This window comes from Kitasatospora viridis (genome assembly GCF_007829815.1).
GTDB classification, from domain to species: Bacteria; Actinomycetota; Actinomycetes; order Streptomycetales; family Streptomycetaceae; genus Kitasatospora; species Kitasatospora viridis.
This window is the reverse complement of sequence record NZ_VIWT01000002.1, coordinates 511,308-537,958: the sequence shown is the minus strand read 5'-3', so window position 1 is coordinate 537,958 and position 26,651 is coordinate 511,308. Positions and strand designations below refer to the sequence as shown.

Sequence of the window (26,651 nt, the reverse complement as noted above, 5' to 3'; positions counted from 1 at the left end):
TGATGGTCAGGCCGGGTGGGTCGGCGCAGGGTGTCAGGGTGGGCGGGGCGGGTGGGGCGGTGGCGGCGAGTCGGGGCGGCAGCGGGACCAGCGCCGGGTGCTGCCAGTGTGCGCGGGCCAGTTGCCGGATGGCGCCGATGCGGTCCAGTTGGACGGAGCGGGCGCTGAAGAAGAGGTCTCCGCCGATGGCGGGCAGGGTGGCGTTGAGGGCGAGGTGACGGGAGAGCTCCGCCGGGTCCTGCCAGGGCCTGGGACGGTCGGGGGCACCGGGGCGGGAGGCGGACTGGCCGATCCAGAGCAAGGTGTCGGTGCCGGCGGTCTGCTCGGCCCACCAGGGCGCGAGGACGGCGTAGTCGGCGATGGTGAAGCCGATCCACCAGTAGAGCTGCGGTGCGATGTAGTCGACCCAGCCGTTGCGGATCCAGGCGCGGGTGTCGCAGTACTGGGCGTCGTAGGACTGCAGGGCCTGGGTGCGGGAGCCGCCCGGGTCGGTGGCCTGGTTGCGCCAGACGCCGAACGGGCTGACCCCGTAGACCGCTTCGGGGCGGGCGGCCCGGACGAGGTCGCGCAGCTGGCGGACCATCACGTTGACGTTGTCGCGGCGCCAGGCGGCACGGTCGGTGAACCGGCGGCCGTGCGCGGCGAACGCGGCGGCGTCGTCGAACTCGGTGCGGTCGGGGTAGGGGTAGAAGTAGTCGTCGATGTGCACGCCGTCGATGTCGTACCGCAGGACCGCGTCCATGACGGCCTGCTGGACGAAGGCGCGGACGGCGGGGATGCCGGGGTTGTAGTAGATCTCGCCGCGGTAGACGACGGTCCAGTGCGGGTTGCGACGGGCGGGGTGACCGGGAACCAGCCTGCTGGGATCCGGGTGGATCGCCACCCGGAAGGGGTTGAACCACGCGTGGAACGCCAGGCCGCGTTCGTGGGCCGCGCGGACCATGAACTCCAGTGGGTCCCAGCCGGGGTCCCGTCCCTGAGTACCGGTCAGCCACTGGGACCACGGCTCGAACGGGGACGGCCAGAAGGCGTCGGCGGTGGGCCGGACCTGGACGAACACGGCGTTGAACCCGATCGCGCGGACCTCGTCGAGGAGCTCGGTGAAGTCCGCCCGCGCGTGCTCGGCGTCCAGCCGGTGGCGCCGCGGCCAGTCGATGTTGCCCAGGGAGGTGATCCACACACCCCGCATCTGGCGCTTTCGGGTCCCGGCACCATGGATCCCTTCGATCCCGGAACCGTCCTGCGCGCTGGCGGGAGAGCCGGCGACCACCGCGCCCGCCGCCGCCCCGAGGGCAGCCAGGACGGCCCGGCGCCCCGGGCGGCAGGCGTGGGGACGGTCCATGCTGGTACCCCTGTCGATGGCCGGCTCCGACACACGACTGCGCACACCCCGGGTGGACGCCGGCGTCCACCCGGGGGTAACCACATGGTGCCGTCGAACGGCCTCGTGGGAGCGGTCGCAACGCCAGGCCGGACCGGCGGCTGCTCCCTTCGGGTGGGGGTTGCGCGGTCAGCCGGTGGCGGGCACCGAGATCATGTCGAGGTCGGGGGCCCAACCGCCGTACTCGTTGCCGAAGGTGATGGTGTTGTAGCCCGCGTTCAGCGTCAGTTCCACGGTCGCCGTCTGGGTCGAGTTCCAGTTGCCGTTGCCGGGGAACGAGACCTTCTGCAGGTTCTCGCCGTTGGTCCAGATCGAGGCGTAGCGAGCGCCGCCGTCACCGTTCAGGTACTGGACGGTGACCGGGTAGGTGCCGGCGTTCTGGGCGTAGATGCCGTTGAGGTAGAGCTTGTTCGTCCCCCCGATCCAGCTCACCTTCTCACCGCCCGAGCAGACCGGGCAGGACGCGAAGACCGCACCGGAGTTGCCGGTCCAGCGGCCCGCCACGATCGAGTGGGCGGGGTCCTCGGCCTGGTAGCTCTGGGCGGCCGCGGTGGGGTCGATCAGCGAGCTGTACCAGGAGGCCGGCGCGCTGGGCGCGGTGACCCGGTAGACCGCGGTGCCGTGGGCCGGGACCTGGGTGGTGATGGCGGCGGCGCCGCTCTGGACGACGGTGCCGGTGAACTGGTCGGTCCAGGTTCCGGTGCCGGGGATGCCCACCGCGGCCAGCGAGGTGCTCAGGGTCTGCGCGCTGTCGGACCCGTTGTAGAGCGCGAGCGCGACGTCCCCGTTGCTGAGCGGCTTCGCGAGGATGAGCGAGCCCGAGGAGTTGACCAGTCGGCTCCCGCCGATGACCCTCGCCTGCAGGCCCAGGGCGTCCTGGTCGAGCGCGATGAGTCGCGGGTTCTCCAGCAGCGCCAGCGACGTCGCGTTGATGCTGCTCGGGTTGGCGCTCGCGATCAGGGGCGAGGCCATCATCGCCCACATGGCGAAGTGGGTCTGCTCCTCGGTCGTGCTGAGCCCGCCGTTGCCCACCTCCAGCATGTCCGCGTCGTTGAACGAGCCCGGCTTGGCCCGCCAGGCCAGCGTGGCGTTCTCGCTGACGATGTTGGCGACGCCGTTGGGCCAGCTCTGACCCCACCACTGGTCCCCGATGTCCTCGGTGCTGCGCGCCTGGTCGGAGACGTCGCTCCAGTCCCGGCTGACGCCCGCGCCGGTGTTGCTGCCGCTGTTGGGGTTGATGCTGAAGACGATCGGCCGGCCGGTCGCCTGCAGCGCGGCGCGCATCTTGGCGAAGTCGGCGACCTGGGCGGACAGCGACGAGGCGCTCTCGCAGTAGTCGTACTTGAGGTAGTCGACGCCCCAGGACGCGAAGGTGTTGGCGTCGGCGACTTCGTGCCCGGCGCTACCGGAGTATCCGGCGCAGGTCTTGGCGCCCGGCGACTCGTAGACGCCGAACTTGAAGCCCCGCGCGTGCAGGTAGTCGCCGAGGCCCTTCATGTCGGGGTAGTTGGAGTTGCCGGTCAGGTTGCCGTTCGCGTCACGGGTCATCCAGCAGTCGTCGACGTTGACGTACCGGTACCCGGCGTCCCGCATGCCGTTCGCCACCATGCTGTCCGCGACCGACTCGATCAGCGACTGGGTCGCGCTGCACCCGTAGCTGTTCCAGGCGTTCCACCCCATCGGCGGAACCTGGAGCAGCGGTGCCGCAGTGGCGGCGGACGCGGCAGCGCCCGCGGCCGGGATCGCGCCGACCCCCGCCACCAGGACGCCCGCCGCCACGGCTGCCCGCCGCAGTCGTGAAGACCGACTCGTTCTCGTTGCCATTCTCTATTTCCCCATCCCTGAAGCCGACCCACTGAACCTCCTGGCCGTGACGCACCGGCAGGAGCGCTGAGAGGAGGAGGAAGTGAGTCACCAACAACTACCAAAAGTGAACATCGGTAGCTGAAACTCGACGATATCGAACACGGCGAAGGACATCGAACGGGTCGTTCGCGCCAGTGTCAAGGCTTTGATCACAAACTGGTGCCCTGAGACCTCGTCACGGCCTCCGGAAGCGCCCTGGCCGGCTCCGCGGTCGCCATGGGCCGGGTGCCGGTTCGGGGATTGCCGTCAGAGGCCGAAGCTAGTGCTCTGACCGAGAAGGTCCGCCGAGTTGGCGCTCTCGGACCCTCGGCCGGTTGGATGTCGACGAGACGTTTCAACTCGGAGGAGCGAGGCGAGTGGCGGAGCCGGTCAGGGTCCGGAGACTGACGGACCAGGAGGGCCGGCAGTTACAGCGGATCGTGCGTCGGGGCAGCACCAGCTCGGTGCGTTACCGGCGGGCGATGATGCTGCTGGCCTCGGCTGGCGGCAACCGGGTCCCGGTCATCGCCCAACTCGTCCAAGCGGACGAAGACACCGTGCGGGACGTGATCCACCGGTTCAACGAGATCGGTCTGGCCTGCCTGGACCCTCGATGGGCGGGAGGCCGTCCCCGCCCACTCAGTCCTGACGACGAGGACTTCGTCGTCCAGACGGCCACCACCCGCCCCGCCAAGCTCGGGCAGCCCTTCACACGCTGGTCCATCCGCAAACTGCTCGCCTACCTCCGCCGCGTCCACGGCCGGGTGATCCGCATCGGCCGCGAAGCCCTGCGCTGCCTGCTCGCCCGACGCGGCGTCACCTTCCAGCGCACCAAGACCTGGAAGGAGTCCACCGACCCCGACTACGACGCCAAGCTCGACCGGATCGAGCACGTCCTGGAGCACTTCCCCGACCGCACATTCACGTTCGACGAGTTCGGCCCGCTCGGCATCCGCCCCACCGCGGGCAACTGCTGGGCCGAACAGAGCAAACCGGACCGGCTGCCGGCGACCTACAAGCGCACCCACGGCGTGACCTACTTCCACGGCTGCTACTCGGTCGGCGACGACACTCTCTGGGGCGTCAACCGGCGCCGGAAGGGCACCGTGAACACCCTGGCCGCGCTCAGATCGATCCGGGCCGCCCGCCCGGACGGCGCCCTGGTCTACGTGATCCTGGACAACCTCTCCGCCCACAACGGCAAGAAGATCCTGCGCTGGGCGAAGAACAACAACGTCCACCTGTGCTTCACCCCGACCAACACCTCCTGGGCGAACCCGATCGAGGCGCACTTCGGCCCGCTGCGGCAGTTCACGCTCGCCAACTCGAACCACCCGAACCACACGGTCCAGACTCGCGCGCTCCACACCTACCTGCGTTGGCGAAACGTCAACGCCCGCCACCCCGACGTCCTGGCCGCCCAGCGCCGCGAGCGCGCTCGCATCCGCAGCGAGAAAGGCCTGCGCTGGGGCGGCCGGCCGGTGGCCGCCGCGGCCTGACTACTGCGACGCCCGCAAGGCCGCCCCAGCGGAGGCGACATCGAGGTCGATCACGACCTCCTCGCCCTCCCGGCGACCGCGCTCCGAGATCGCGAGGCCGATAAAGGCCAGCTCGGCGGCCCGGTCCCGCTGCATGTACTCCTCGTGGGTCTCGGGAGCGCGCCCGCCCAACTCGTCACGCTCCCACGCGTCCATCGCGGCTTCGGCCACTGTCCTGGGCAGCCGGACGGTCACCCGGCCGACCTGGGCATCAACATGCGCCCCGATAGCTGCCAACACCTTCGAATCGTCCCGATACTGGACGTACTGCTCTTGATCCACCACGGGGGCGAGGCTACCCAACACCGCTGGCCCTGTCTCGGCTGATAAACCCGGCGAACCTATTCGGTCACAGCACTAGGGTCCGAGGCGTGAGTGACTACTACGACCTGTTCCTTGCCGTGGACCTGAGGTCGGACCTGCCCGAGTCGGCGCTGCACGAGCTGAGGTGGCTCCTGGGGCAGGCGGAAGCGCCACCGGTGCTTGAGTCGGCCGACTGGGAGTCGTGGGGACACCCGTGGCAGGTCTTCGCCGGTGACTCGGCCAGCCACTCGTTCGACGGGGCGGACACGTCCCGACTGGTCCGGTCCGTGGACAAACCGAGCCTGGACGGCGGCGCTCCGTGGGCCCTGACCGTCCGGACGTGTGTCCATGACGACGAGTTCGGCGTGGTGATGGAGGTCGTCGAGTGGCTCCTTCGGCAGGCGATCACGCAGGGCTGGGTCGGGTTCCTCCGATACTCGGGTTCGGACGAGGTCCAGCACGTCGTGCGTCACCAGAGCGGATTCGATGTCGTCGACGTCCGCGAGGTCCGCAAGCAGATCCGGGTGTCCTGGTCGTAGCGACGGCCCACCCGCAGACGGGCGGATCGTGGACGCGATCTTCCACCTCGTCCGCAAGAACCCGGACCAGCGAGGAACGCGACTACCGGACCAGCCACACGGGCGGGCCCTCAACCGCTCAACCGGACCGCTTCTCCGCTGGGCCTGCCAACGTCTCGATCCACTGGTACGGGCTCTCCTCCGGCTGCTGGGTGAGACTCACCAGCTGTTCCGAAGGCTGGGATCCGGTCTGCAGCGCCAAGACGTAGTCCTTCGCGTCCTGCAGTCCCAGCTTCGGGGCCTGCTTGCGCAGATACCGCATCGCCGCGAGCGCTCCGTCGGAGCGCAGCACTGCCGCAACCACCGTGACCAACCCCTCCGGCGGCGCGGCCGGGTTGAGGTGCTCCCGGTAGAGGGCCTCCCACCCCTCGCGCACATACGTGGTCACCGGGATGTGATGGATGCTTCCGTCTTGCCGATCCACCAGGTACGGGCCCTGGCCTATCAGCATGTCCTCGAACCGGCGGGTGCGGATGTACTCCACCCCTTGGAGGAAGACCAACCACCCGAGGGCATGTTCCTCGACCTTGATGACACCGAGTTCAGGCAACCACGGTGAAGCCTCATGCTCGCGCAGCAGTAGGGCTTCGACAAGCTCGACGGCGCGCTCCTTGGTGACCATGCGCCTCATCCTCCACCACCGCGCAACGGGGTTTCGGCACACCAGTAGAGCGTCGTCCGGCGCCGCGACCGCGATCTCATTTGCGGCCTCGGACCGTCGCTGCCGATTGGGCCGCAGCGCCTTGCTGACGTAGCGGCGGATTTCGGGCGAACGAATTTCGAGCACCCCGTCCCGGCCGCATCAGGGACGGGGTGAAGTCGGTTGACCGGCCGTCAACGCCCGGCGCTACCAGGTGATATCGACCTGCCGTTGGCGCCATCGGTGCCGCGCCGGCTTCCCCCGCCGCCCTGGAGATGCCTCCACCGCGGTCCGCCGAGCCGCCGGGTGAATGTGTTCGGCCGATCGGATGGATCCGGCGCACCCCTCCTGGCCCCGCGGCGACGGGCCCGGATAGAACCGGCTTCATGATCACGATCCTCCCTTCTCCCTCCCGCATGACGGCCCTGGCGGCCGGCGCCGCCCTGGTCGCCTCCCTCGCGCTGGCTCCCACGGCCGCCGCGGCACCGCAGCAACAACGGAGCGTGGGGCTGCGGGTGAACGTGGCCGACTTCAAGGTGTTCGGGGACGCCTCCGCCAACAGCCTCGTCCTGCACACCTACATCGGCCCGCGCACCATGACCGCCTGGTGCCAGCGCGCGGGGGGCTACTTCACCAGCCCGTACGGCAACCAGCCCCAGAACCACTACTGGGCCCACCTCGACGAGGGCGGTTACCTCCCCGCTGCCTACGTCTCCGGCGTCCGCGTCAACGAGCCCATCCCCAAACTGCCCTACTGCCGCTGACCCACGACACCGGCACGTCCAAGGCGGCTGGTGCGGCAGCCCGGCCACCAGGTGAGCCGTGCGCATACCACAAGCCCTCGGATTCCCGCCGCTGACTGGGGATTTCCCATCGTGACCCGTACATGCGGTGCTAGACCTGGGACCTCTGAGGGCGTGCCGGTGACGGGCCTATCCAGTCCGTTGGGCTGCCCTGTCCGTGGTACCCGAGTGTGGGGAGGGATCCGGTTGGCTGCCACCGCGGTTGAGGAAAAGGTGAAGGCGATCATCATCGAGCAGCTGGGCATCACCGATGAGGGCGAGGTCACGCCCTCGGCGTCGTTCGTCGATGACCTGGGAGCGGACTCGCTCGACACAGTGGAACTGGTCATGGCCTTCGAGGAGGGCTTCGACATCGAGATCCCGGACGAGGACGCCGAGAAGATCCGTACGGTGCGGGACGCCGTCGAATACATCGACAAGCACGCAAAGGGTGGAAAGTGAGCAGCATCGCCGAGCAGGTCCGGCACATCGTCGCCGAGCAGCTGGGTGTCGCCGACGCCCTCGTCACGCCCGAGGCCGCGTTCGCGGACGACCTGGACATCAGCCCCAAGCAGAGCGCGCTCCTGCGCCGGCAGATCGAGCAGGAGCTCGACGTGGAACTGCCCAAGGACGAGGCCAAGAACCTGGTCACGGTGGGCGACCTGATCCGTCACGTCGAGCAGCACCGCGGCTGACCCGCCGACAGGGCGCGGATGGGCTCCCGCACGCCGGCGGGAGCCCATCCGCGTGGTGCGTCGCGGCGGTCGACGGCGCCGACAACTGATCCGTCGCCGCGGGTGCGAACCCGGCCTCGGGCGAGATCAGCCGGCACGCGGCAGCAGCAGGCCGATCACACCCGTCAGGTCCTCCTCCCCGCCGCCGAGTTCGAGCCGGCGCTCCATCAAGCGGAAGTACGGCGCGAGCAGTTCCGTGCTCACCCCCTGCTCCTCGGCCGTGCGCAGCAGTGTCGTCTGGCCGGCCACCTGCATCGCGAGGGTGGAGACGACGCCGACGGTGTAGTCGCCGACGGCCAGTTGGGCGGCCGTCCGGTCGATCGAGCCGGTCATCGCGGTGAGCCAGCCGCCCAGCAGCGGCGCCAACTCGCCCGGTGCCACGGGCTCCTCGCGGACCAGCGCGAAAGCGTGGGCGACTCCGGCGAGCATCCCGTACATCGCGCTGAGCAGGGCGACGTCGTAGAGGGCCGCTCGGCCGGGGTCGGTGCCGACGAAGCGGGCGTCCGCCGGGGCGATGAGCGCCGCGCGGTGGTCCGCGAGGAGTTCGGCCGAGCCGCTGTAGAAGACGTACGGGCCGGCGGCCGGGACGCCGATCATCGGCGGGACGGCCATGATCCCGCCGTCCAGGTAGCGGGCGCCGCGCCGTTCGGCCCAGGCGCGGGCCTGGCCGGGGGTGCCGGTGACCAGGTTGACCAGGTCCTTGCCCGCCAACTCGACGTCGGCCAGCGCCTCTTCGACCGAGGCGTCATCCAACAGGCAGACCACCACCAGCTGATTCGCCGTCACGGCCTCGGCGGCGGTGGCGGCCACCACGGCACCCTCGGCGGCGAGCGGCCCGGTCCGGGCGGCGGTGCGGTTCCAGACGGTGAGCGGGTGCCCGGCGGCGAGCCAGGCGCGGGCCAGCGCGCCGCCCATCGCGCCGAGGCCGAGCAGGGTGACGGGGGTCTTCTCGTGGACTGCGTCAAGTGTGGTGTGTGCCATGCCGATCAGCCTCGGCGCCGCCGCGACCATGATCAAGTACGTACTTCGGAGTGGGTGCTTACCCTGAGGTGAGCAACGAGATCGAAAGGGGTGGGGCATGGCGACCGTGCCGAGGCCGGGGGCGTACGTCTGCGGGATCGACGCCGCGATGGACGTGATCGGCGGCAAGTGGAAGGTGCTGATCCTGTGGGCGCTGGCCGACCGCCCGCACTGCCGGTTCGGCGAGCTGCGCCGCCAGGTGCCGGGCATCACCGAGAAGGTCCTGGCCGCCCACCTGCGGGAGTTGGAGGCCGACGGCATCGTGCACCGCGAGGCGTACGACGAGGTGCCGCCCCGCGTCGAGTACTCGCTGACCGAGCCGGGCCGCGAGCTGAACGCGGCACTCGGCCCGCTCGGCGCCTGGGGGCGGCAGCACGTGCTGGGCGGGGCCCAGCGGTAGCGCGGTGCCGTTGCTCAGGTGGCCGGCGCGGAGTCGGGCAGGGCCGTCGGGACCGCGCCCGGGTCCGCGCCGGCCACCTCGACCTTCTTCCGGCTGGGCGAGTGGTTGAACAGCAGGTTCAGCAGGAACGCGGCCAGGGTCGCGCTGGTGATGGCGCTGCCGCCGATGATCTGCACCCAGATCGGGAAGGCATGGTAGAAGGACGGCGCCACGACCGGGAGCATGCCCAGGCCGATCGCGACGGCGACGATCAACAGGTTGCCGGTGCCCTCGAACTCCACCTTGCGCAGGGTGCTGATGCCGACCGAGGTGACGGTGGCGAACATGACCAGGCCGGCGCCGCCGATCACCGGTCCCGGCAGGGAGGCGACGATCTCGCCGAGCTTGGGGATGAGGGCGAGGACGACGAGGATGCCGCCGGCGACCGCGGCGACGTAGCGGCTGCGGACCTTGGTCATGCCGACCAGGCCGACGTTCTGGGCGAAGACGGTGTCCAGGAAGCCGTTCATGATGCCGCCGAAGACGCCGGAGAGACCGTCGACGGCCAGGCCGCGGGCCAGGTCCCTGCGGGAGAGCGGGCGGCCGGTCATCTCGCCGACGGCGAGCATGTCGGCGGTGGACTCGGTGAACGTCACCAGCATCACCACGCACATCGAGATCACGGCGGCGACCGGGAAGCGCGGCGCCCCGAAGTGGAGGGGCGAGGCCAGGCCGAACCAGTCGGCGCCGTCCACGGCGGAGAAGTCCGTCAGCCCCATCGGGACAGCGATCAGCGTGCCGACGATCAGGCCGAGCAGCACGCCGAGTTGGGAGAGGAAGCCGCCGGCGAACCGGTTGACCAAGACGATGAGCAGCACGATGCCGCCGGCCAGGGCGAGGTGGCCCGGGGCGGCGTAGCCCTTCGCCGTGGGGTCGTTGCCCGCGATCAGCCCGGCGGCGACGCCGATCAGCGACAGTCCGATGACGGTGATGACGGACCCGCTGACCAGCGGCGGGAAGAACCGCACGGCGTGGGCGAACGGGACCGCGGCCAGCAGCCCGAAGACACCGGCGGCGATCATCGAGCCGTAGACCGCCTGCATGCCGTACTCCCCCGCGATCAGGACCATCGGGGTGACGGCGGTGAACGTGGCACCGGCCACGACGGGCAGCCGCACGCCCAGCACCTTGCCGATGCCGAGCGCCTGAAGGAGCGTCACCAGGCCGGCCACCAGCAGGTCGGCACTGATGAGCAGGCCGATGGTGGCGGTGTCGAGCTTGGCCGCCGCGCCGAAGACGAGCGGGACGGTGACACAGCCGGTGTACATCACCAGCACGTGCTGCAGACCGAGCAGTCCGAGCCGGGCAGGTGGCAGGAGCGCGTCGACCGGATGCCGGGCGGCGGGTGAGGCGGTGGACGCGGATACGGATGCGTCAGGGGCCTGGGACACAGGGGACCTCCGGAGGCGGAGCAGAGCTTGGGAGGGACGGGTTGTGGGGCCCATCGCCTGGAACGGCGGATCAACCTTTTGTTGATGCGGTTTCACCCGCGTTTCCGCGGCTGAACGGGCCTGTTGCTTTTGCCGTGGCCGGGCGATCGCGATCGCTCGCCCAAGCCCGGACATCAACAGTTAACGACCATGGAACGGCCGCGATATGGCGATGCTGACGCGCCGCCTGCTCGAAGCCGCCCGGCGTTCTCCCGCGAAGGACTCCGCCCCCATGACCGCGATCGCTCCCCCGCCTGCCCAGGGCCCGTGCACCTGCCGTTCGCGGCCACGCTCGTCGTGCACTTCCCGGACGGCGGACTGCTCGACATCATGAACGCCGCCTGGGGGCGGGCGTCCACCTCGACGTCGACCTCGTCAGGGCTTCCCGTGGTACGTGAACTCCAGGCTGTACCCATCGGGGTCGAGGACGTTGGCCGCGTAGTACCCGGGTGCGAAGTAAGGGCGGTCCCCGGGTGCGCCGTTGTCGGTCGCGCCGGCGGCGATGGCCGCCGCGTACGCCGCGTCGACCACCTCCTTCGAGGGTGCGGTGAAGCCGACGTGCGTACCTGCCGTGGCGGCGCCTTCGCGCAGCCAGAGCGGAAAGACCCCGCCGGCGCCGAACCCCTTGAGGTCGCCGACCCACTCCGGGGCGGTCGAGCCGTCGAAGTCGACCAGCTCGCTGATGCCGAACGGCTTCAGTGCCTGCATGTAGAACTCGGCGGAACGGTCCAGGTCGCTCACATTCAGGAAAACATGGTCGATCATGTGTCATTTCCTCTCTAACGTGCCTAAGACACCTCGAAGGTAGCGGTGAACCAGGACAGGATCGGTCCTGACCCGCGCCTGGGATCGGAAATGTGACCGCGCCTTCGGCCCGCCTGCGCGAACCGGGATACGGCATCGACTCGGAAGACGGCCCGGACGGCCCTGGACACCGTCCCTGGCCCGAACCATTCGATTCAACGCCCCGCGACCTACGGCCTAGAGTGATCCACATGTCTGTTGGGGTGGGGTACATGGTCAACAGCCGGTACCGGCTGGACCGCTTGATCGGGCGCGGCGGGATGGGCCGGGTGTGGGGCGGCCACGATGCCCACCTCGACCGGGTCGTCGCGGTCAAGGAGTTGATGCTCCCGGACGATCTGCCTCCTGAGGAGCGCCACGAGTTGGTGGAGCGGGCGATGCGCGAGGCGCGCGTCGCGGCCCGGTTGCGGCACGACGGGGTGATCACCGTCCACGACGTCGTCACCGACGGCGGCATCCCGTGGATCGTGATGGAACTGGTCCACGGCTCCTCCCTCGCCGAGGAGGTCCGCGTACGCGGGGCCATGGACTGGCGCCGGGTCGCGGAGCTCGGCGCCGCCATGGCCGACGCACTCGCCCACGCCCACGCCGCCGGCGTCGTGCACCGCGACCTGAAGCCGGAGAACGTCCTGCTCTCCGGCACCCGCGCCGTCATCGCCGACTTCGGGATCGCCCGGATCCTGGACTCCACCACCCAGCTCACCCGCACCGGCGTCGCGATCGGCACCCCGCACTACATGTCGCCGGAGCAGCTGGAGGGCCGCGAGGCCGCGCCCGCCAGCGACATGTGGTCACTCGGCGCGACGCTGTACGCGATCGTCGAGGGCCACCGCCCGTTCGACGCGACGACACTGACGGCGCTGTACGTCTCGATCCTCACCCAGCAGCCCGCGCCGCCCGTGAACGCCGGACCGCTCACGGAGTTGCTGAGCGCGCTGCTGAGCAAGGACCCCGCGATGCGCCCGGACGCGCTCGCGACGGCCGACAAGCTGCGCCGCAGCCTCCAGGGCCCCGCGCCGGTCTACACCCCGACCGTGCTCGCACCGGCGAGGGTCGACCGCATCCCGAGTCCGGTTCCGCCCCTGCCGGACCACCCGCCGCTCCAGGGCCCGACCTCGCTGGAGGCCCTGCGGCCGCTGTTCGTCTGCTCGCCCGAACAGGTCGTCGAGCAGGCGTGGTTGCAGCCGGTCCGCGCCCAGGGCTCGCCCGCCCTGGCGGTGTGCCTGCGCGGCCAGGCCCTGGGTCGGCTCTGGTCGTCGGTGGAGGTCCACAGCACGATGCGGCTGTCCCCGGCCTTCCAGGTACCCGGGCTGTTCGGCCCGGACGAGGGCACGGTGCTGGCGGGCGGGCCCGACGCCACCGCCCTGACCGTCCTGCAGTGGATTCCGGACGCCTTCTCCCACGGGACCCGGCAGGTCCTCGTCGATGCCTATCTGCAAGGGCAGGCGCCCGTCCTCGGCCGGCCGCTGGACACACCGGACGAGTCTCGGCAGTACACCACCGGCGCCGTGTTCCAGCACCAGGGCATCCGCGCGATCGCCCTGGCCGGGCCGGATGCGCCACCCGTCGCCCTGACGGGGCCGAACCGTCGGCTGCAGTTCGCGGGCACCGCGCGCCCCCGGCACCTGCTGGCCGCCGCCGACGGCATCGTGGTCGGCTGGGGCGGCGGCACGGGCTGGGCCCCGGCCGGGGCCGTCGCCTGGGACGGGTCGAACGGCCGGGGCCTGCACAGCTTCGGCGGCCGCCCGGTGGTGACCGGCCTCACCCTCAGTACCTCCGGCGCACTGGCCTGCGTGTCCGACCCGAACGGCATCGCCGTCCACGAGACGGCCACCGGCACGGAGATCGGCCGCCTGCCGATCGGCACCACCGGGGGCGACCAGTCCGGGGAACTGACCCTGGCGTACGACCACCTCCGGCAGATCGTCGTGGTCCAGATCCTCCACGACGTCATCCGGGTCTGGGACCTGAACCAGCGCCAGGTCATCGCCGAGCTGCCCGGGCTCGGCGAACACGCCCTCGCCGCAAGGGTGATGACGTTCGGCGTCAAACCGGCCCTGACCGTCGCCACACCACGACGGGTCGGCGTGCTGAATCTTCCCGTCCCGAGGTTCACCACCATGAGGCGGCCGTGAGCGCGAGAGGTCGGGCCCGTCGAATCGGCTCCTCGTGCAACGACAGCGGATGAAACACTTCTCCGTCCGACGACCAAGTACCGGGTGAGGGGACCCGGTCGGGGTCCTTCGGGACAGGAGGCCGCCATGCTCGGACCAGCACGCCGCACCGGACGTGAACGCGGGCATCCTCCGGCCGGGATCGCCGGGCCGGAGGCGTTCGGCGAGTTCTACCGGGACCACGTCGAAGCCGTCCTCGGCTTCACCACCCGGCGGGTCGCCGACCCGCAGCTGGCCGCCGATCTGACGGCGGACATATTCGTCGCCGCTCTGGAGGCCGCCGACGGCTACCGCCCGGACCGGGGCGCGCCGATCGCCTGGCTGTACGGAATCGCGCGCAACGTGATCGCCGCCCACGCCCGCGGGCGGACCCGCGAGCAGGGCGCCGTCGCGCGGCTCAGTGGGCGCCGGCTGCTGGACGACCAGGACATCGCCGCCCTGGAGGAGCGGATCGACGCCCAGCAGGCCGTCCGCGCGCTCGCCGACCGCCACGCCGCGCTCTCCGAGCCGCTGCGCGCCGTCCTCGACCTGGTGGCGCTGGACGGGCTGAGCACGGCGGAGACCGCCCAGGCGCTGGGCATCACGCACGCCACCGTCCGGGTCCGGCTGCACCGGGCGCGCCGACTGCTGCGGGCCGTGCACACCGGCCCAGCCCCCATCCCCGTCCCGCAGTTGGAGGTCGCACGATGAACGACAGGCCCGGCACGTTCCAGGAGCGGCTCGGGGAGCAGCTCGCCCTGCTCGCGGCGGAGCGGCCCGTCCCCGCCACCGCGCCCGGAGCGCCCCGCGCCCGGCGGTCCCGGGTGCTGCTCGCCGCAGGCGCTCTGACCGTGCTGACGGCGGGTCTGGTCGCCTATCCGGTGCTGGGGCACGACACCTCGCCGGGATCGGCGGCCTACGCGGTCACCACGGGGGCCGACGGCGAGACCCTGGTCAAGCTCTTCAACCGGGACGGGATCCCCAGGCTGCAGAAGGACCTGGCCTCCCGCGGGATCCCGTTCGTGGCGGTGCAGGAGAGTTCGCCCAGCAGCTGCCCGAAGGCCGACGGCGTGCTGGTGCCGGACCCGGTGCTGACCTACCTGGACCAGCACCCGGCGGCCGACCGCGGTGCGGTGCCGCCCGAGATCCTGCGGGAGAGCCTGGTGACCTCCTCCGACGGCAGCTTCGCGGTGCGCATCACGCCGCGCACCATGCCGCCCGGGTCGACGCTGGTGCTGTCGGTTCCCCCGGGCTCCACGTCGGGTCCGTTCGGGATGGCGGTGTACTGGAAGGTCCCGACCTGCGTGCCGGACTACGCCCAGCGCGCGCTCGCGCCGGGAGGGCATTGAGGAAGGCATTTCGGGGGCGGCCTTGTCCACAGTGTGGTCAGGGTGGATCGGAGGAGCATTTCCGGTGCTATCGTCCCCTCCATGCAGCACACCACCGCTCTCGCCATGATGCGAATGATGCCCCGAATGTCGGAGGCGCTTCGCTAAGCGAAGCCGTGTGCGCGCAAGACGCGACGGACCCTCCGGCAACGGGGGGTCCGTTTTTTATTGCCCCCTCTGCCTTTGCCCCGCGTGTTCCGCGCTCCTCATTCCTCATTCCTCACCCGCCTCAGCCGCAGCCGTTTCCCGTGGCTGCCGCACCCAGCCATTTCCATCCGCAGGGAGAACACCGCCATGACCCACCCCCCGGTCATCTCACTCACCGACTGCGCCGACCCCAACGCGGTGGCCCGGCAGTCGGCCAGGATCGCCGCGCTCTTCGGGGCCACGCCGAGCGTCCTGCCGCTGACCGGGCCCGACCCCGAGGGCGTCGCCGCGCTCACGCTGCTCGACCTGCTGCGCGCCACCGATCTCGTCGGCGGGCCGACGCATCCGGTCGTGGTGCTGGTCAACATCGCGCCGCGGGACGGCTCCTGGACCAACGGGGCGCCGTTCTGCTACTTCCGCCACAAGCAGCACCTGGTGATCAGCACGCTGAACCCCCGGGTCCTCGCGCCGTTGCAGGCCTACCTGGAGCTGACCGAGGTTCAGGTCACCGACGTGCGCGAGGTGGTGGAGGCCGCGGCCGCGCAGTGGGCCGAGCTGTCACCGGCCGAGGTCGAGGAGATCGTGCGGACCCAGTTCCGCAGCCTCTGGTACGTGCCGCTGCTGGCCCGCTGGTTGGTGGACGGCCGCCCGGTCCCCGCGCGGCCGCACGCCCTGCAGGCGTCGGCCCCGGGCGCAACCGGTCCGGCCGACACGGCCGGCGCGGCCGACGCGGTGCGGGTCGCCGTGGTGGATAACTTCGGCAACTGCAAGCTGGACCGCCCGGTCGCCGCCATCCCCGGCTCCCGGGCGTCGGACGGCCTGTCCGTGCACAGCTCGCGCGACGGCCGCCGGGTCCAGGTGCGCTGTTACGACCGGCTGCCCGATGTGCCGTACGGCGAGCCGGGAATCACCACCGGAAGTTCCGGCCTGGGATTCGCCGAACTGGTGGTGCGGGGCGGTTCCGCGGCCGATTTGTTCGGTCTGCGCGAGGGCGACAGCGTTCTCGCCCCCACCCACTGACGCCTTGTCACGGCGTCCGCGTCTCACATGACGGCCACGTCGATTGACACCGCACCGCAGCACCCGGAATGCTGACGCGCATGTCCGGAATCCTCCGCCTGGTGCGCCGCCGACACGTTGACAACGTGCGCTGCGCCGGCGATCTGTGTCGCTGAGCGCACTCCCCCGGTATTCCTTTTCCTTTCGCTTTCGCACCGCCCGTTCCGGACGGCTTGTTCCAAGGACCCCTCATGTCGCTCTCCCGTACGTCCCGTACGTTCCGTACGTCCCTCGCCGCCTCGCTGGGCGCAGTCCTGGTGCTCGCGGCCGCCGCCTGCGCGCCCCAGCCCCAGAGCACGGCCACGGCCGCGACGACGACCTCCGGCAACTGCGCGACCAGCCCGAGCCTGCACCAGCAGGGGCAGCTGACCGTCGCCACCGACTCCCCGGCCTACTCGCCGTGGTTCGACAACAACGACCCGTCCGACGGCAAGGGCTTCGAGAGCGCCGTCGCCTATGCGGTGGCGGGCAAGCTCGGCTTCGCCCAGAACCAGGTGAAGTGGGTCGTCGAACCGTTCGACAGCTCCTACGCTCCCGGGCCGAAGACCTTCGACTTCGACATCAACCAGATCTCCAGCACCCCGGAGCGGGCCAAGACGGTGGACTTCTCCACCAGCTACTACACGGCCAACCAGGCCGTCCTGGTGCTGGCCAAGTCCAAGTACGCGGGCGCCACCTCGCTGGCCGAGCTCAAGGGCGCCAAGATCGGCGTGCAGGTCGCCACCACCAGCTACCAGGCGGTGCTCGACGAGATCAAGCCCGGCCAGCAGCCGAGCGTCTTCAACACCACCAACGACGAGGTCAACGCACTGCAGAACGGCCAGGTCGACGCGCTCGTCACCGACCTGCCCACCGTGTTCTACCTGGCCGGCGCACAGGTGCAGGGCGGCAAGATCCTGGGCCAGTTCAACTACGACGGCGGCACGCCGGAGCAGTTCGGCCTGCTGCTGGGCAAGGGCAGCGGGTTCACCCCCTGCGTCAACCAGGCACTCGCCGCGCTCAAGGCCGACGGCACCTTGGACAAGATCACCTCCCAGTGGCTGTCGGCCTCGGCCGACGCCCCCGAGCTCAAGCCGTAACGGATCGCACAGTGGAGCACGAGACCACGGCCGAGCTGGATCAGCAGGCCGACCCGCAGGACGAGCAGTACCGGTCCACCGAGCAGTACCGGCCCAGCGAGCGGCAACGCGAGCGGGAGCGGTTCCGCCGCACCCGCCAGCGGCGCAACCGGTGGATCGCCACCCTGTGCACCCTGGCCAGCGCGGCGGCGGTGGCGGCGGCCGTGGTCGCCTCGCCCGGCTGGGAGCGGCTGCACAGCCGCTTCCTGGACGGTGCGGAGTTCCGCAGGACGTTCCCCGCGATCCTGGACGGCTTCTGGCTCAACGTCCGGATGTTCCTGATCGCCGAGGTGCTGATCCTCGTCCTGGGCCTGCTGATCGCCCTGGTGCGGGTCACCCGCGCGCCCGGACTGCAGCCGCTGCGCCTGGCCGCGACCCTGTACGTGGACGTGTTCCGCGGGGTGCCGACCCTGCTGCTGGTCTTCCTGGTCGGCTTCGGCCTGCCGGCGCTCCAGTTGCAGGGCACCCCCTCCCAGCCCTGGGTGCTCGGCGTCATCGCGCTGGTGCTCTCCTACACCGCCTACGTGGGCGAGGTGCTGCGGGCCGGCCTCAACTCGGTCCACCCCGCCCAGCGCAACGCCGCGCGGGCGCTCGGGCTGAGCGAGTCGCAGACCCTGCGGCGGGTGATCCTCCCGCAGGCGGTGCGCAACGTCCTGCCGCCCCTGCTCAACGACTTCATCGCGCTGCAGAAGGACACCGCGCTGGTGGCCGTCCTCGGGCCGCTGGAGGCGCTGCGGGCCGCACAGATCAAGGCGGACTACGACTTCAACTACACCCCCTACCTGGGGGCGGCGGCCCTGTTCATCGCGGTGACCATCCCGTTGACCAGGTACGCCGACCGACTGCAGCGCCGCGCGGCGCAGCGCACCTGGGCGGAGGCCGGACGGTGAACGAGCCACTGCTGAACGAGCCACTGCTGCGGATCCGCGGCCTGCGCAAGGCGTACGGTTCGCGCCTGGTCCTGCGCTCGATCGACCTCGACGTCGCCGAGCACCAGGTGGTCTGCCTGATCGGCGGATCGGGCTCGGGCAAGTCCACCCTGCTGCGCTGCGTCGACCTGCTGGACACGGTCGACGACGGCACCGTCCACCTGGGCGGAACCGAGCTGACCGATCCCCGCCTGGACGCGAACCTGGCCCGTCGGCGGATCGGCATCGTCTTCCAGGCGTACAACCTCTTCCCGCACCTGAGCGTGCTCGACAACATCACGCTCGCGCCGCGCCAGGTGCAGAAGGTGCCGCGCCGGCAGGCGGAGGAGGCGGCCCGCGAACTGCTCGCCCGGCTGGGGCTCGCGGACAAGGCGCAGGACTACCCGGACCGGCTCTCCGGCGGCCAGCAGCAGCGCGCCGCGATCGCCCGCGCCCTGGCCACCGACCCGCAGGTGCTGCTCTTCGACGAGATCACCTCGGCCCTCGACCCCGAGCTCGTGGGCGAAGTGCTGGACGTGGTCACGGACTTGAAGGAGCGCGGCCTGACCATCCTGATGGCCACCCACGAGATGGGCTTCGCCCGGCACGCCGCCGACCAGGTCTGCTTCCTCCAGGACGGCGTGATCCGCGAACAGGGCACCGCGGAACAGGTGCTCACCGAGCCCCGCCACGAGGCGACCCGGCGCTTCCTCTCCCGCGTCCTGGAACGCTAGTGCTGTGAACCACAGGGTTCGCCCGGCCAACCCACCGGCCGCCGGGTGGAGTCCCGCGCGCGGTCTCCACCCGGGAAGTTCCACCCGGCCTCCACCCGGGGGTGGAGGGCATCCCAGGGGCCAAAAGCCATAGTCGAAGACATGACGCTCACCGACTGGATCATCGACCTCGCCCTCCTCCTCATCGTCTTCCGCCAGCTGCGCGAGGAGCGGCTCACCGTCCGCACCGTCCTGCTGCCGCTGGGCATCGTCAGCTGGGTGGCGGTGAACTACCTGCGCCACATCCCGACAGCCGGCAACGACCTGGCCCTGGTGGCCGTGTTCGCCGGGCTGGGCATCGCCTTCGGGCTCGTCGGCGGCCTGCTCACCCGGGTCCGCAGGGTCTCGGGCCAGGTGCGCATCAAAGCGACCATCGGCGCGGCGGCGCTCTGGGTGCTCTCCATGGGCTTCCGCCTCGGCTTCGCCGTCTGGTCCTCGCACGCCTCCGGGGCCAAGCACCTCGCCCACTTCTCCATGGCACACGACATCACCAGCGGCGACGCCTGGGTGGCGGCCCTGGTCCTGATGGCGATCGGCGAGGTGGTCGTGCGCCTCGCTACGATCGTCGTCCGCGGCCAGCTCCTCGTCGCGCGCGGCAACCGGTCCGCGGCGCCCACCCTCGCGCACCGTCGCGGCGCCTCCGTGTGAGGCCGGCCGCGACCCGCGTACTCCACCGGCCCGCTCCTGGGGCGGGCCGGCGCTGTCCCCCTGACCACCGGCGACCGGAAGGGCTGACATGCCGACCCCACGACGGCGTCCGAGCGCCGAGCTCCGCCAGGCCTTCAACCGCCGCGACCTGATCGGCGCGGCGGCGCTGGTGGCATGCGGGGCGGTCTCGGTCCTCGCGGCGCCCGGCCCGCTGCACAAGATCGTCGTCGGTGTGCTCATGGCGTGCGCCGAGCTCGGGATGCTGCTGGGCCGGCGGTACCTGTCCTGGGTGGGCGGTCTCGGCGCAGCGCTCACCATCGCCAGCGGACTCACCGTCACACTGCTGGCCCCCGGCGGCCTCGGCGAGGTCGCGGTGCTGGTCGGCGTCCTGGTGCTGCCGCTGCGCATCCCCGCCGGGCCGCTGAGCACGGCCGCCCTGATGGTGGTGTCCCTCGCGTCCGGCGTGACGATCATGGCGATCACCGGCAGCGCGGTCGGCCTGCTCGCGGGGGTGGGCACCTGGCTGATGGCCAACCGGTCGGTCGATCAGGTCATCCTGCAGGCCGAACGGGACCGCGCCGTCGGGCTGCTGGCCGAGGTGGAGGCGTCCCGGCTGGCGCTGCGGGAGGCGGCGGCCACCGAGGAGCGCAACCGGATCGCCAAGGAGATGCACGACGTGCTCGCCCACACCCTGGCCGGCCTCTCCATGCAGCTGCAGGCCATCCGCGCGATCGCCGGGCGGGAGGGCGCCCCGGCCGCGTTGACCGGGCCGCTCGACCGGGCCGCCGAGCTGGCCCGGGACGGGGTCCAGGAGGCGCGGGCGGCCGTGGGCGCGCTGCGGGCCTCCGCGCTGCGCGGCCCCGACGACCTGGCCGCGCTGGTCCGGGACTTCCCCGGTGACGCCGAGTTGGAGGTCAGCGGGCCGGTGGGCCGGGTCGACCGCGAAACGGGCCACGCGGTGTACCGGGCCGTCCAGGAGGCCATGACCAACGCGGCCCGGTACGCGACCGGCAGCCCGATCCGGGTGCAGGTGAGCTGGCTGGACCGGGAGCTGCGGGTGACCGTGCGCGACCACGGGCGGCCCGCCGGTCGGCAGCCCTCTCCGGTGCAGGGCAGCGGCACCGGCCTGCGGACCATGGCCGAGCGGATCGAAGCCGTCGACGGAACGGTGGCCGCCGGGCCCGCGCCCGGCGGACCCGGCTGGCTGGTCGACCTTCGGGTCCCCAGCGCCGGATAGCCTGGCGGCGGCCGGACAGACGGAACAGCGAACGGAACGGGAGCGGCGGGCGGATGACGATTCGGGTGCTGGTCGCCGACGACCAGGCGGTGGTGCGCGACGGCGTCGTGCTGCTCCTCTCCTCGGCCGACGACATCGAGGTGGTGGGCGAGGCCGGCGACGGCCGCCGGGCGGTACAACTGGCCATGGAGCTGCGGCCTGACGTCGCCCTCGTCGACCTCCGGATGCCCGAGCTGGACGGCGCCCGGGCGACCGCCGAGATCCTCGCGGCGAACCTCGGAGTGCGGGTGCTGGTCCTCACCACGTACGCGGACGACGACGCGGTGCTCCCCGCGCTGCACGCGGGCGCGGCAGGCTACCTGACCAAGGACGCCACCGGCGAGGCCCTACTTGCCGCGATCCGCGACGTGGCGGCCGGCCGCACCGTCCTGGACCCCGCGGTCCAGCAGCGCCTGGTCGAACTGCTCGTCAGCGGCGGGCCGTCCACCCGGCCCTCGGCCCCGGCGCCCCCGACCGAAGTCCAGCTGCGCGCCGAGGGGCTGACCCGTCGTGAGGTCGACGTCGTCCACCTCGTGGCCAACGGGCTCAACAACCGCCAGGTGGCCAAGGAACTGGTCGTCAGCGAGGCAACGGTCAAGACCCACCTCAACCACGTGCTCGCCAAGCTCGCCCTCGACGACCGCGCCGCCTTGGTGGCCTGGGCCTGGCGGCACGGCTTGGCCGACCGACCGCGGTCGTGACTGGCGCGCCGAGTACGTCGGCGACACTGGTCGAGCAGGACTGGCCCAGTCGTAGTGGCCGACCGGGCCATGCCCGGTCGACCGTCGCATTCCACTGACCCGCGGGTACTTCGGCGCGGCGGAGAAGTGGCCCCTATGAGCTGGCATCGAGCAACAGCCAAGACCTGTGGACGGGGTGACGTGGCGGTCCCGCGATCCCCGGCGCCTTGGATGCGCGCCCCCAGCCAGCGGAGTCGCGCTCCGGTAGCAGTGTGGGGCAGCCAACGGAGTCGGTCCTATGCTGACGGTCGTGCAGTTACTCGGTATGAGCAGTGAGGACGAGATGGTCGCCTGCTTCTTGAGCGGCGAGCTGTCCAGCCGGAGGTTCGGCCATGACCTCCGGTCCCACCTGGCGGCAGCCGGGCAGGCCGAGCAGTTGCTGACCCATCCGGACTACTCCGACGCCGGAGCGAACCTCGCTCGCCGAGCTCTGCTCGCTGCGACCCGCGGGTACGGCGAGAACCGCGACCTGTTCGAGAACTTCCCCGCTCGCGCCACGTGGACCAGGGCACTCCTGTCCTCCGACGAAGCCGCCGGCGTGCGCTACCTCGACTATTCCTACTGGGTTGAACTGTCGGGTGGTAGCCGCCGGCCCACTGACTCGGCCGCACGCATCAGGGCAGGACTGCGTGCGTTCGACGTGCCCAACGAACCCCTCATCGAAGCAGCCCACGCGCTCAGCAGAGGCGAGCGGTTTCCTCCGCTCATCCTCGTCGGCGAGACGCAGGGCAACCTGGTCTGCCTTGAAGGCCACCTGCGCCTGACCGCCTACGCCCTCGTCGGCTTCCCGACCGGCATCGAGTGCCTGATCGGCACCGCGCCGACCATGGGACGCTGGGCGCGGTAGTCCCGTCGCGGGGCCGGGTTCCGAGACTCGGATCGTTCGAGAAGGTACGCCTTCCGCGTGCCTCCCGGCAGCGATCCACAGATCCCCAGCATTGCTCGCCGGCATCACGTCAGTTGCGCAGCTGGGAAGGCGCGCTCGGGCTCGGCAGGGTCCACATGTCGGGGAAGGCTGGCAGGACGGCGGTAACGCACTCCGAGGTGGCCGTGACTTCGATGTGGTCCAGCGAGTCGAAGGCGACATCGACGGTGTCGCCGGCGGGGGCGGGCGGATGGAGCACCAGGTGGGCGGAGTCGGGGTCGTAGCTGACCACCGTCCAGCCATGGGTGGTCAGGGCCTGCTGGGCGCGCTGGAGCGCGGCCTGGGCGGTGGGCCTGGTGACGTCGGCGACTTTCCAGTCCTCGACTATCGCGTAGGTGTTCGGCTCGGGGCGCCAGCCGCCGTCCGATTTGTTGATCCAGGCCCGGATCCCCCGCATCCCGCAGGCGCTGTTGTCGGTGCTGATGTCGTTGTGGCCCCACGGGGTTTCGAGGTGCACGGGGGGCAAGGCCATGGCGTCGTAGACGGCCTGGGTCCGGCCGTCGAGCCGGTGGGCGGTGGCGGTGGGATCGGCCACGGGGTAGGGCTTTCCGGACCAGGCGCGCACGAACAGGACGAGGCCGAGGCACAGTCCGACCGTGACGGCGGCGATCACGGCGATCCGCGTGGTGCTCCAGCGGCGGGGAGCGGTCGGTTCAGGGCTCGGTGTCATGGCTCGCATGGTGCCAGTTCGCGCGCACCGGGCGTATGAGTGGGTGTACGCATGCGCCCGGTGCGGGGCCGCCGCCGTCCTCCAGCGGCCCGGAACGCCAGGGCCGCCTGTCGACCTGTCAGGTCATCGGCGGGTGGCCCAGACCGCGAAGCCCTCGACGGCGTCGGCGACGGCACGCAGCCGCAGCGAGTGGAAGAAGTCGAAGTTGTGCTGGGTGCCGGGTAGTTCGGCGTAGGCGACCGGTGCGCTGGACGCGTGGTCGAGCTGGTCCGCGAAGTGGCGGGCGTCCTCGGCCAGCACCAGGGTGTCCAGGGCGCCGTGCACGATCAGGAACGGTGGTGCGTCGGCGTGGACATGGGCGTGCGGGGTGGCCGGGGCGCCCGATGCGTCCTGCCCGGCCGGCCCGTAGTAGCCGTACAGTCCGATCGCGCCCGAGACCGAGCCGTCGGTCAGCGCGACGGTCGCGGCCAGGTGGGCGCCGGCCGATCCGCCGGCGACGACCAGACGTGCGGGATCGGCACCGAGCTCGTCCGCGTGCTCGCGCAGCCAGGCGATCGCCTGCCTCGCGTCCGTCAGCGAGTCGGTGTAGGCGGTGCGCAGCCGGTAGTTCGCACTGGCGCAGACCCAGCCGCGCTTGGCCATGCGGTAGAGCAGCGGTCGCGCGCCGAGCAGCTTACTGCCTGTCACGAACCCGCCGCCGTGCAGGTACAGCAGGATGGGAGCGCCCTGCGGTCGGCTGCGGGGGAGGTAGACGTCGAGGCGCTGGGCCCGGGCGTCGCCGTACCGGCGGTTTCGCAGGCGGCGGACGCCGGGCCGCCAGGAGAGCAGCGGTAGCAGCAGGATCGGGAGGACGGGCGGTCGGCTTGCGGGCATCCGGATGCCCGGCTCGGCCGCCAGAGCCGCCTCCAGGACGCCCCGTGCCGAGCGGGTGCGGACCGCGAGCGCGGCCATGCCGCAGGCCGGAAGGGCGGTGAGTGCGGCCGTGAGCCACCACGTCGGTGTACCGACCCGGCTCGTCAGGGTCGGAGGGGCGCTGGCGGCCAACAGGGCGAGGCCGAGGAACGGTTGCTCGTTGAGGAGGTACCCGAGCCAGCACCACAGGTTCGACCGGCTCGTCTGCCGCGGCATGGGCGGCCGGAGGGCGGCGAACGTGCACAGTGCCAGCAGTGCGAGGGTGATGAGGAAGCCGATGGGCACGGTTGCTCACACCCGGCCCGGCGAAGCGGGGCGGGGTGTCCCGCGCCGATGGGCGGGCACGGCCGTCCCCACCGGAATCGTCAGACTTCTCAGCACCTTCGTCCTCCCCCGCCTCACTGAACACCGGTCATCCTCTCCTGCCGGTCGTGATCAATGAAGTGCCGATCCCGGCAGCCTCCCATCTGACGAGGCTGCACGGATCCGGCAACGATCACCGTCCGCCCACTGCGCGGGCGGTCCCGCTGGCCGGGCCGAACCAGGTGCTACCCGTTCGGAGTGGTCGCGTCGAGTTGTCGGCTGATCAGCCGCAATGCCCGCTCGGCCTGTTGCGGGACGACGGCGTTGCCGCACAGGCGCAGGCGGGCGGTGCGGGAGAGGCCGAGGTCGGCGGTGCGGCCGGGCATGCCCATCAGCCACTCGACGAAGTCCGGGGACAGGACGGGCGATCCGGTGCGGCCGGGGCAGGTGGGCCGGGGTGCGGGGTGGCCGAGGAGGCGTTCCCAGTGGCGGATCGCCGGGGTGTACTCGGCCCAGTCGGTGTGACGTGACGTCAGGTGTCCTGTGGGTCCGGGGTGCTGCGGGCGGTGATGCTGAGGACTGCGGAGGGGAGGGTGAGGTCGCCCTTGGAGCCCTTCTGCCGGGGGCTGCCCTTGGCACCGTCGCCGGCGAGCGGGGTCGGCAGGAGACGGTGCGGTGCTGGCGCGAGGGTGAGGGCGACCTGGGTGCACAGGTTGGGGCCGCGTCCGATGGGCTGGGCCTTCCGCGGGCCGTGGGAGTCGGAGACCGTGGGGGTGGCCAGCAGGCGGGTCGCGTCGCACGGCGAGCAGGAAGAGGCGGTCGCGGCGGTGCGGGGCTCCGACGTCGCTCGCGCGAAGGCAGCGCCAGCCGAAGTCGTACCCGCTCGCGGCCAGGTCGGCGGCGACGGTGTCGAAGCCGCGTCGGAGCAGGGCGGCCACGTTCTCCACGATGACGAGCTGGGGTCGAAGTACGCGAACGGCTCCGCTGACGGCGTGCCACAGTCCACTGCGGGTTCCTTCCCTGAGTCCGGCGCCGAGTCCGGCGTAGGAGATGTCCTGGCAGGGGAATCCGGCGGTGATCACGTCCACCGGGGCGACGGATTCCCAGTCGGCTTCGCTGACGTCGCCGAGGTTGGGGACGCCGGGGTACCTGGCCGCGAGGACCGTGGCGGCGGCGGGGTCTCGGTCGGCGCACCAGGCGAGGCGGGCCGGGAGGAGGTTCTCCGCTGCCAGGTCGAGGCCGCCGATTCCGGTGAAGAGGCTGCCGATGCGCAGTGTCGGGGTGGCCATCAGCGGGCTCGCAGGATCAGGACGTCCTCGTGGACGATCAGGTGCGTGGGCAGGCCGGCTTCGCGTGCGGTGCGCAGGTGTTGGAGTTGGGAGAAGGACGGGCGGGCGACGAGGTCGCCGTCGCGGACTCCGGCGAGGAGGGCCACACAGCGCTCGACGGGGAGCAGCCCGGCGGCCTGGCCGGCGGCGAGGATGGCGGAGGGGAGGTCGACGAGTTCGCCGTGGTGGCGCCAGGGGCGGGCGATGACGACGACGTGGGCGCCTGGGGCGAGCAGGGGGCGGCAGGTGCGCAGGATGGCGGTGAAGGCGGTGAGCAGGCGGTCGGTGGGGGCGTGGGCGAGGTTGGCCGGGTTGGTGCCGTAGCTGGAGTCGTAGCGTGCCAGGCCCGAGTGGCCGGTGTCGCGGGTGGTGTCGACGCGGCCGTGGACGGCGGTGCCGTAGGGCGGGGAGGTCAGCAGGAGGTGGACCGCGCCGTGCCGGCCGGGGTCGGCGAAGGTGCGTGCGTCGGCGGTGGTGACGGTGGCGGTGCCGGTGGCACCCTGGGTGCGGGCCAGGCGCAGGTTGGCGCGGGTGACGGCGGTCCAGCGGCCTTCGATGTCGATGCCGAGGGCGTGGCGGCCGAGGTGGACGGCTTCGACCAGGGTGGTGCCGGTGCCGCACATCGGGTCGAGCACGAGTTGGCCGGGGCGGGTGTAGGTGCGGACGGCGTGGGCGGCGATGGCCGGGAGCATGCGGGCCGGGTGGGTGGTGGAGGTCGGGGTGTAGCGGTCGCGGCGCTGCTTGGGGCCGTTGGCTTGGGCGGTGGCCCAGACGGAGGTGGGCAGGTGAGTGGGTGTCAGCATCCGCGG

General features: G+C 71.4%; 27 protein-coding genes and 2 pseudogenes. 17 read left to right on the top strand and 12 right to left on the bottom strand.

What is annotated here, in order from left to right:
• Nucleotides 1–103: 103 nt before the first annotated feature.
• Both FHX73_RS29675 and FHX73_RS29670 read right to left on the bottom strand, forming a co-directional pair.
• Nucleotides 104–1,342: pseudogene (locus FHX73_RS29675) on the bottom strand (glycoside hydrolase family 10-like protein); the annotation flags it as partial.
• Between the two features lie 168 nt (nt 1,343–1,510).
• Nucleotides 1,511–3,205 (bottom strand): alpha-galactosidase D, encoded by a 1,695-nt coding sequence (locus FHX73_RS29670; protein WP_145908966.1) that lies wholly within the window; start codon nt 3,203–3,205, stop codon nt 1,511–1,513.
• A 398-nt stretch (nt 3,206–3,603) separates the two neighbouring features.
• Between FHX73_RS29670 and FHX73_RS29665 the strand changes: the two genes are divergently transcribed.
• The gene (locus FHX73_RS29665) at nt 3,604–4,725 is read left to right on the top strand and encodes an IS630 family transposase (RefSeq protein ID WP_145908965.1); all 1,122 of its coding nucleotides are present in this window, start codon (nt 3,604–3,606) and stop codon (nt 4,723–4,725) included.
• Here the strand turns inward: FHX73_RS29665 and FHX73_RS29660 are convergent, their stop codons facing one another.
• Complete coding sequence (locus FHX73_RS29660; RefSeq protein WP_145908964.1) at nt 4,726–5,049, bottom strand: hypothetical protein; 324 nt, start codon at nt 5,047–5,049, stop codon at nt 4,726–4,728. It lies immediately after the preceding gene.
• 86 nt (nt 5,050–5,135) lie between these two features.
• Here FHX73_RS29660 and FHX73_RS29655 point away from each other — a divergent pair, with 86 nt between their 5' ends.
• Nucleotides 5,136–5,606, top strand: coding sequence for a hypothetical protein (locus tag FHX73_RS29655; RefSeq protein ID WP_145908963.1), 471 nt, complete (start codon nt 5,136–5,138; stop codon nt 5,604–5,606).
• A 118-nt stretch (nt 5,607–5,724) separates the two neighbouring features.
• Here the strand turns inward: FHX73_RS29655 and FHX73_RS29650 are convergent, their stop codons facing one another.
• Complete coding sequence (locus FHX73_RS29650) at nt 5,725–6,267, bottom strand: YrhB domain-containing protein (protein WP_145908962.1); 543 nt, start codon at nt 6,265–6,267, stop codon at nt 5,725–5,727.
• A gap of 404 nt (nt 6,268–6,671) precedes the next feature.
• Here FHX73_RS29650 and FHX73_RS29645 point away from each other — a divergent pair, with 404 nt between their 5' ends.
• From FHX73_RS29645 to FHX73_RS29635, 3 genes are all read left to right on the top strand, one after another.
• Complete coding sequence (locus tag FHX73_RS29645; RefSeq protein WP_145908961.1) at nt 6,672–7,049, top strand: hypothetical protein; 378 nt, start codon at nt 6,672–6,674, stop codon at nt 7,047–7,049.
• A 225-nt stretch (nt 7,050–7,274) separates the two neighbouring features.
• Nucleotides 7,275–7,529, top strand: a complete 255-nt coding sequence (gene acpP / locus FHX73_RS29640; protein ID WP_145908960.1) for an acyl carrier protein — start codon at nt 7,275–7,277, stop codon at nt 7,527–7,529.
• A complete protein-coding gene (locus FHX73_RS29635) occupies nt 7,526–7,762 on the top strand; it encodes an acyl carrier protein (RefSeq protein ID WP_170305133.1) in 237 nt (78 codons plus the stop codon). The genes acpP and FHX73_RS29635 overlap by 4 nt, the downstream gene beginning before the upstream one ends.
• A gap of 126 nt (nt 7,763–7,888) precedes the next feature.
• On the opposite strand, the gene FHX73_RS29630 is transcribed toward FHX73_RS29635, so the two are convergent.
• Nucleotides 7,889–8,782 (bottom strand): NAD(P)-dependent oxidoreductase, encoded by an 894-nt coding sequence (locus tag FHX73_RS29630; protein ID WP_145908958.1) that lies wholly within the window; start codon nt 8,780–8,782, stop codon nt 7,889–7,891.
• Between the two features lie 97 nt (nt 8,783–8,879).
• Between FHX73_RS29630 and FHX73_RS29625 the strand changes: the two genes are divergently transcribed.
• Nucleotides 8,880–9,221: a winged helix-turn-helix transcriptional regulator gene (locus FHX73_RS29625; RefSeq protein ID WP_145908957.1), complete on the top strand. Its 342-nt coding sequence runs from the start codon at nt 8,880–8,882 to the stop codon at nt 9,219–9,221.
• Nucleotides 9,222–9,235: 14 nt separating this feature from the next.
• On the opposite strand, the gene FHX73_RS29620 is transcribed toward FHX73_RS29625, so the two are convergent.
• Both FHX73_RS29620 and FHX73_RS29615 read right to left on the bottom strand, forming a co-directional pair.
• Nucleotides 9,236–10,651: a nucleobase:cation symporter-2 family protein gene (locus tag FHX73_RS29620; protein WP_246213948.1), complete on the bottom strand. Its 1,416-nt coding sequence runs from the start codon at nt 10,649–10,651 to the stop codon at nt 9,236–9,238.
• A gap of 414 nt (nt 10,652–11,065) precedes the next feature.
• Nucleotides 11,066–11,455 carry a VOC family protein gene (locus tag FHX73_RS29615; RefSeq protein ID WP_145908955.1) on the bottom strand — a complete coding sequence of 130 codons (390 nt, stop codon included), beginning with the start codon at nt 11,453–11,455 and terminating at the stop codon, nt 11,066–11,068.
• 230 nt (nt 11,456–11,685) lie between these two features.
• Here FHX73_RS29615 and FHX73_RS29610 point away from each other — a divergent pair, with 230 nt between their 5' ends.
• The 11 genes from FHX73_RS29610 to FHX73_RS29560 all read left to right on the top strand — a co-directional run bounded on the left by FHX73_RS29610 (nt 11,686) and on the right by FHX73_RS29560 (nt 22,551).
• Nucleotides 11,686–13,629 (top strand): serine/threonine-protein kinase, encoded by a 1,944-nt coding sequence (locus FHX73_RS29610; RefSeq protein ID WP_145908954.1) that lies wholly within the window; start codon nt 11,686–11,688, stop codon nt 13,627–13,629.
• A 126-nt stretch (nt 13,630–13,755) separates the two neighbouring features.
• A complete protein-coding gene (locus FHX73_RS29605) occupies nt 13,756–14,358 on the top strand; it encodes an RNA polymerase sigma factor (RefSeq protein WP_145908953.1) in 603 nt (200 codons plus the stop codon).
• Nucleotides 14,355–14,996: a hypothetical protein gene (locus tag FHX73_RS29600; protein ID WP_145908952.1), complete on the top strand. Its 642-nt coding sequence runs from the start codon at nt 14,355–14,357 to the stop codon at nt 14,994–14,996. The genes FHX73_RS29605 and FHX73_RS29600 overlap by 4 nt, the downstream gene beginning before the upstream one ends.
• Before the next feature lie 333 nt (nt 14,997–15,329).
• Complete coding sequence (locus FHX73_RS29595) at nt 15,330–16,202, top strand: SAM hydroxide adenosyltransferase (protein WP_145908951.1); 873 nt, start codon at nt 15,330–15,332, stop codon at nt 16,200–16,202.
• 230 nt (nt 16,203–16,432) lie between these two features.
• Nucleotides 16,433–17,320: an ABC transporter substrate-binding protein gene (locus FHX73_RS29590; protein WP_145908950.1), complete on the top strand. Its 888-nt coding sequence runs from the start codon at nt 16,433–16,435 to the stop codon at nt 17,318–17,320.
• Nucleotides 17,321–17,331: 11 nt separating this feature from the next.
• Nucleotides 17,332–18,249, top strand: a complete 918-nt coding sequence (locus tag FHX73_RS29585) for an amino acid ABC transporter permease (RefSeq protein ID WP_342795334.1) — start codon at nt 17,332–17,334, stop codon at nt 18,247–18,249.
• The gene (locus tag FHX73_RS29580) at nt 18,246–19,001 is read left to right on the top strand and encodes an amino acid ABC transporter ATP-binding protein (RefSeq protein WP_246213947.1); all 756 of its coding nucleotides are present in this window, start codon (nt 18,246–18,248) and stop codon (nt 18,999–19,001) included. Before FHX73_RS29585 ends, FHX73_RS29580 begins: the two co-directional genes overlap by 4 nt.
• A gap of 141 nt (nt 19,002–19,142) precedes the next feature.
• Nucleotides 19,143–19,688: a hypothetical protein gene (locus FHX73_RS29575; protein ID WP_145908949.1), complete on the top strand. Its 546-nt coding sequence runs from the start codon at nt 19,143–19,145 to the stop codon at nt 19,686–19,688.
• An 88-nt stretch (nt 19,689–19,776) separates the two neighbouring features.
• Entirely contained in the window at nt 19,777–20,925 is a 1,149-nt protein-coding gene (locus FHX73_RS29570) for a sensor histidine kinase (RefSeq protein WP_145908948.1), read from the top strand.
• 53 nt (nt 20,926–20,978) lie between these two features.
• On the top strand, nt 20,979–21,665 hold the full coding sequence (locus tag FHX73_RS29565; protein ID WP_145908947.1) for a response regulator: 687 nt from the start codon (nt 20,979–20,981) through the stop codon (nt 21,663–21,665).
• 277 nt (nt 21,666–21,942) lie between these two features.
• On the top strand, nt 21,943–22,551 hold the full coding sequence (locus FHX73_RS29560; RefSeq protein WP_145908946.1) for a hypothetical protein: 609 nt from the start codon (nt 21,943–21,945) through the stop codon (nt 22,549–22,551).
• 109 nt (nt 22,552–22,660) lie between these two features.
• On the opposite strand, the gene FHX73_RS29555 is transcribed toward FHX73_RS29560, so the two are convergent.
• The 5 genes and pseudogenes from FHX73_RS29555 to FHX73_RS29540 form a co-directional block, all read right to left on the bottom strand.
• Complete coding sequence (locus tag FHX73_RS29555; RefSeq protein WP_145908945.1) at nt 22,661–23,299, bottom strand: hypothetical protein; 639 nt, start codon at nt 23,297–23,299, stop codon at nt 22,661–22,663.
• Nucleotides 23,300–23,422: 123 nt separating this feature from the next.
• Nucleotides 23,423–24,496, bottom strand: a complete 1,074-nt coding sequence (locus tag FHX73_RS29550) for an alpha/beta hydrolase (protein WP_145908944.1) — start codon at nt 24,494–24,496, stop codon at nt 23,423–23,425.
• Nucleotides 24,497–24,759: 263 nt separating this feature from the next.
• Nucleotides 24,760–24,900 (bottom strand): hypothetical protein, encoded by a 141-nt coding sequence (locus FHX73_RS46555; protein WP_246213946.1) that lies wholly within the window; start codon nt 24,898–24,900, stop codon nt 24,760–24,762.
• 411 nt (nt 24,901–25,311) lie between these two features.
• A pseudogene (locus FHX73_RS47695) lies at nt 25,312–25,803 on the bottom strand (DNA cytosine methyltransferase); the annotation flags it as partial.
• Entirely contained in the window at nt 25,803–26,645 is an 843-nt protein-coding gene (locus FHX73_RS29540; RefSeq protein WP_145908942.1) for a TRM11 family SAM-dependent methyltransferase, read from the bottom strand. The gene FHX73_RS29540 and the pseudogene FHX73_RS47695, both read right to left, overlap by 1 nt.
• Nucleotides 26,646–26,651 lie beyond the last annotated feature (6 nt).

Bases quoted from the DNA above. Each gene is read 5' to 3' on its own strand.
- FHX73_RS29670 (WP_145908966.1), bottom strand. From the start codon at position 3,205: ATGGCAACGAGAACGAGTCGGTCTTCACGACTGCGGCGGGCAGCCGTG.
- FHX73_RS29650 (WP_145908962.1), bottom strand. From the start codon at position 6,267: ATGGTCACCAAGGAGCGCGCCGTCGAGCTTGTCGAAGCCCTACTGCTG.
- FHX73_RS29645 (WP_145908961.1), top strand. From the start codon at position 6,672: ATGATCACGATCCTCCCTTCTCCCTCCCGCATGACGGCCCTGGCGGCC.
- FHX73_RS29630 (WP_145908958.1), bottom strand. From the start codon at position 8,782: ATGGCACACACCACACTTGACGCAGTCCACGAGAAGACCCCCGTCACC.
- FHX73_RS29625 (WP_145908957.1), top strand. From the start codon at position 8,880: ATGGCGACCGTGCCGAGGCCGGGGGCGTACGTCTGCGGGATCGACGCC.
- FHX73_RS29615 (WP_145908955.1), bottom strand. From the start codon at position 11,455: ATGATCGACCATGTTTTCCTGAATGTGAGCGACCTGGACCGTTCCGCC.
- FHX73_RS29610 (WP_145908954.1), top strand. From the start codon at position 11,686: ATGTCTGTTGGGGTGGGGTACATGGTCAACAGCCGGTACCGGCTGGAC.
- FHX73_RS29605 (WP_145908953.1), top strand. From the start codon at position 13,756: ATGCTCGGACCAGCACGCCGCACCGGACGTGAACGCGGGCATCCTCCG.
- FHX73_RS29600 (WP_145908952.1), top strand. From the start codon at position 14,355: ATGAACGACAGGCCCGGCACGTTCCAGGAGCGGCTCGGGGAGCAGCTC.
- FHX73_RS29595 (WP_145908951.1), top strand. From the start codon at position 15,330: ATGACCCACCCCCCGGTCATCTCACTCACCGACTGCGCCGACCCCAAC.
- FHX73_RS29590 (WP_145908950.1), top strand. From the start codon at position 16,433: ATGTCGCTCTCCCGTACGTCCCGTACGTTCCGTACGTCCCTCGCCGCC.
- FHX73_RS29575 (WP_145908949.1), top strand. From the start codon at position 19,143: ATGACGCTCACCGACTGGATCATCGACCTCGCCCTCCTCCTCATCGTC.
- FHX73_RS29570 (WP_145908948.1), top strand. From the start codon at position 19,777: ATGCCGACCCCACGACGGCGTCCGAGCGCCGAGCTCCGCCAGGCCTTC.
- FHX73_RS29565 (WP_145908947.1), top strand. From the start codon at position 20,979: ATGACGATTCGGGTGCTGGTCGCCGACGACCAGGCGGTGGTGCGCGAC.
- FHX73_RS29560 (WP_145908946.1), top strand. From the start codon at position 21,943: ATGCTGACGGTCGTGCAGTTACTCGGTATGAGCAGTGAGGACGAGATG.
- FHX73_RS29555 (WP_145908945.1), bottom strand. From the start codon at position 23,299: ATGACACCGAGCCCTGAACCGACCGCTCCCCGCCGCTGGAGCACCACG.
- FHX73_RS46555 (WP_246213946.1), bottom strand. From the start codon at position 24,900: ATGCCCGGCCGCACCGCCGACCTCGGCCTCTCCCGCACCGCCCGCCTG.
- FHX73_RS29540 (WP_145908942.1), bottom strand. From the start codon at position 26,645: ATGCTGACACCCACTCACCTGCCCACCTCCGTCTGGGCCACCGCCCAA.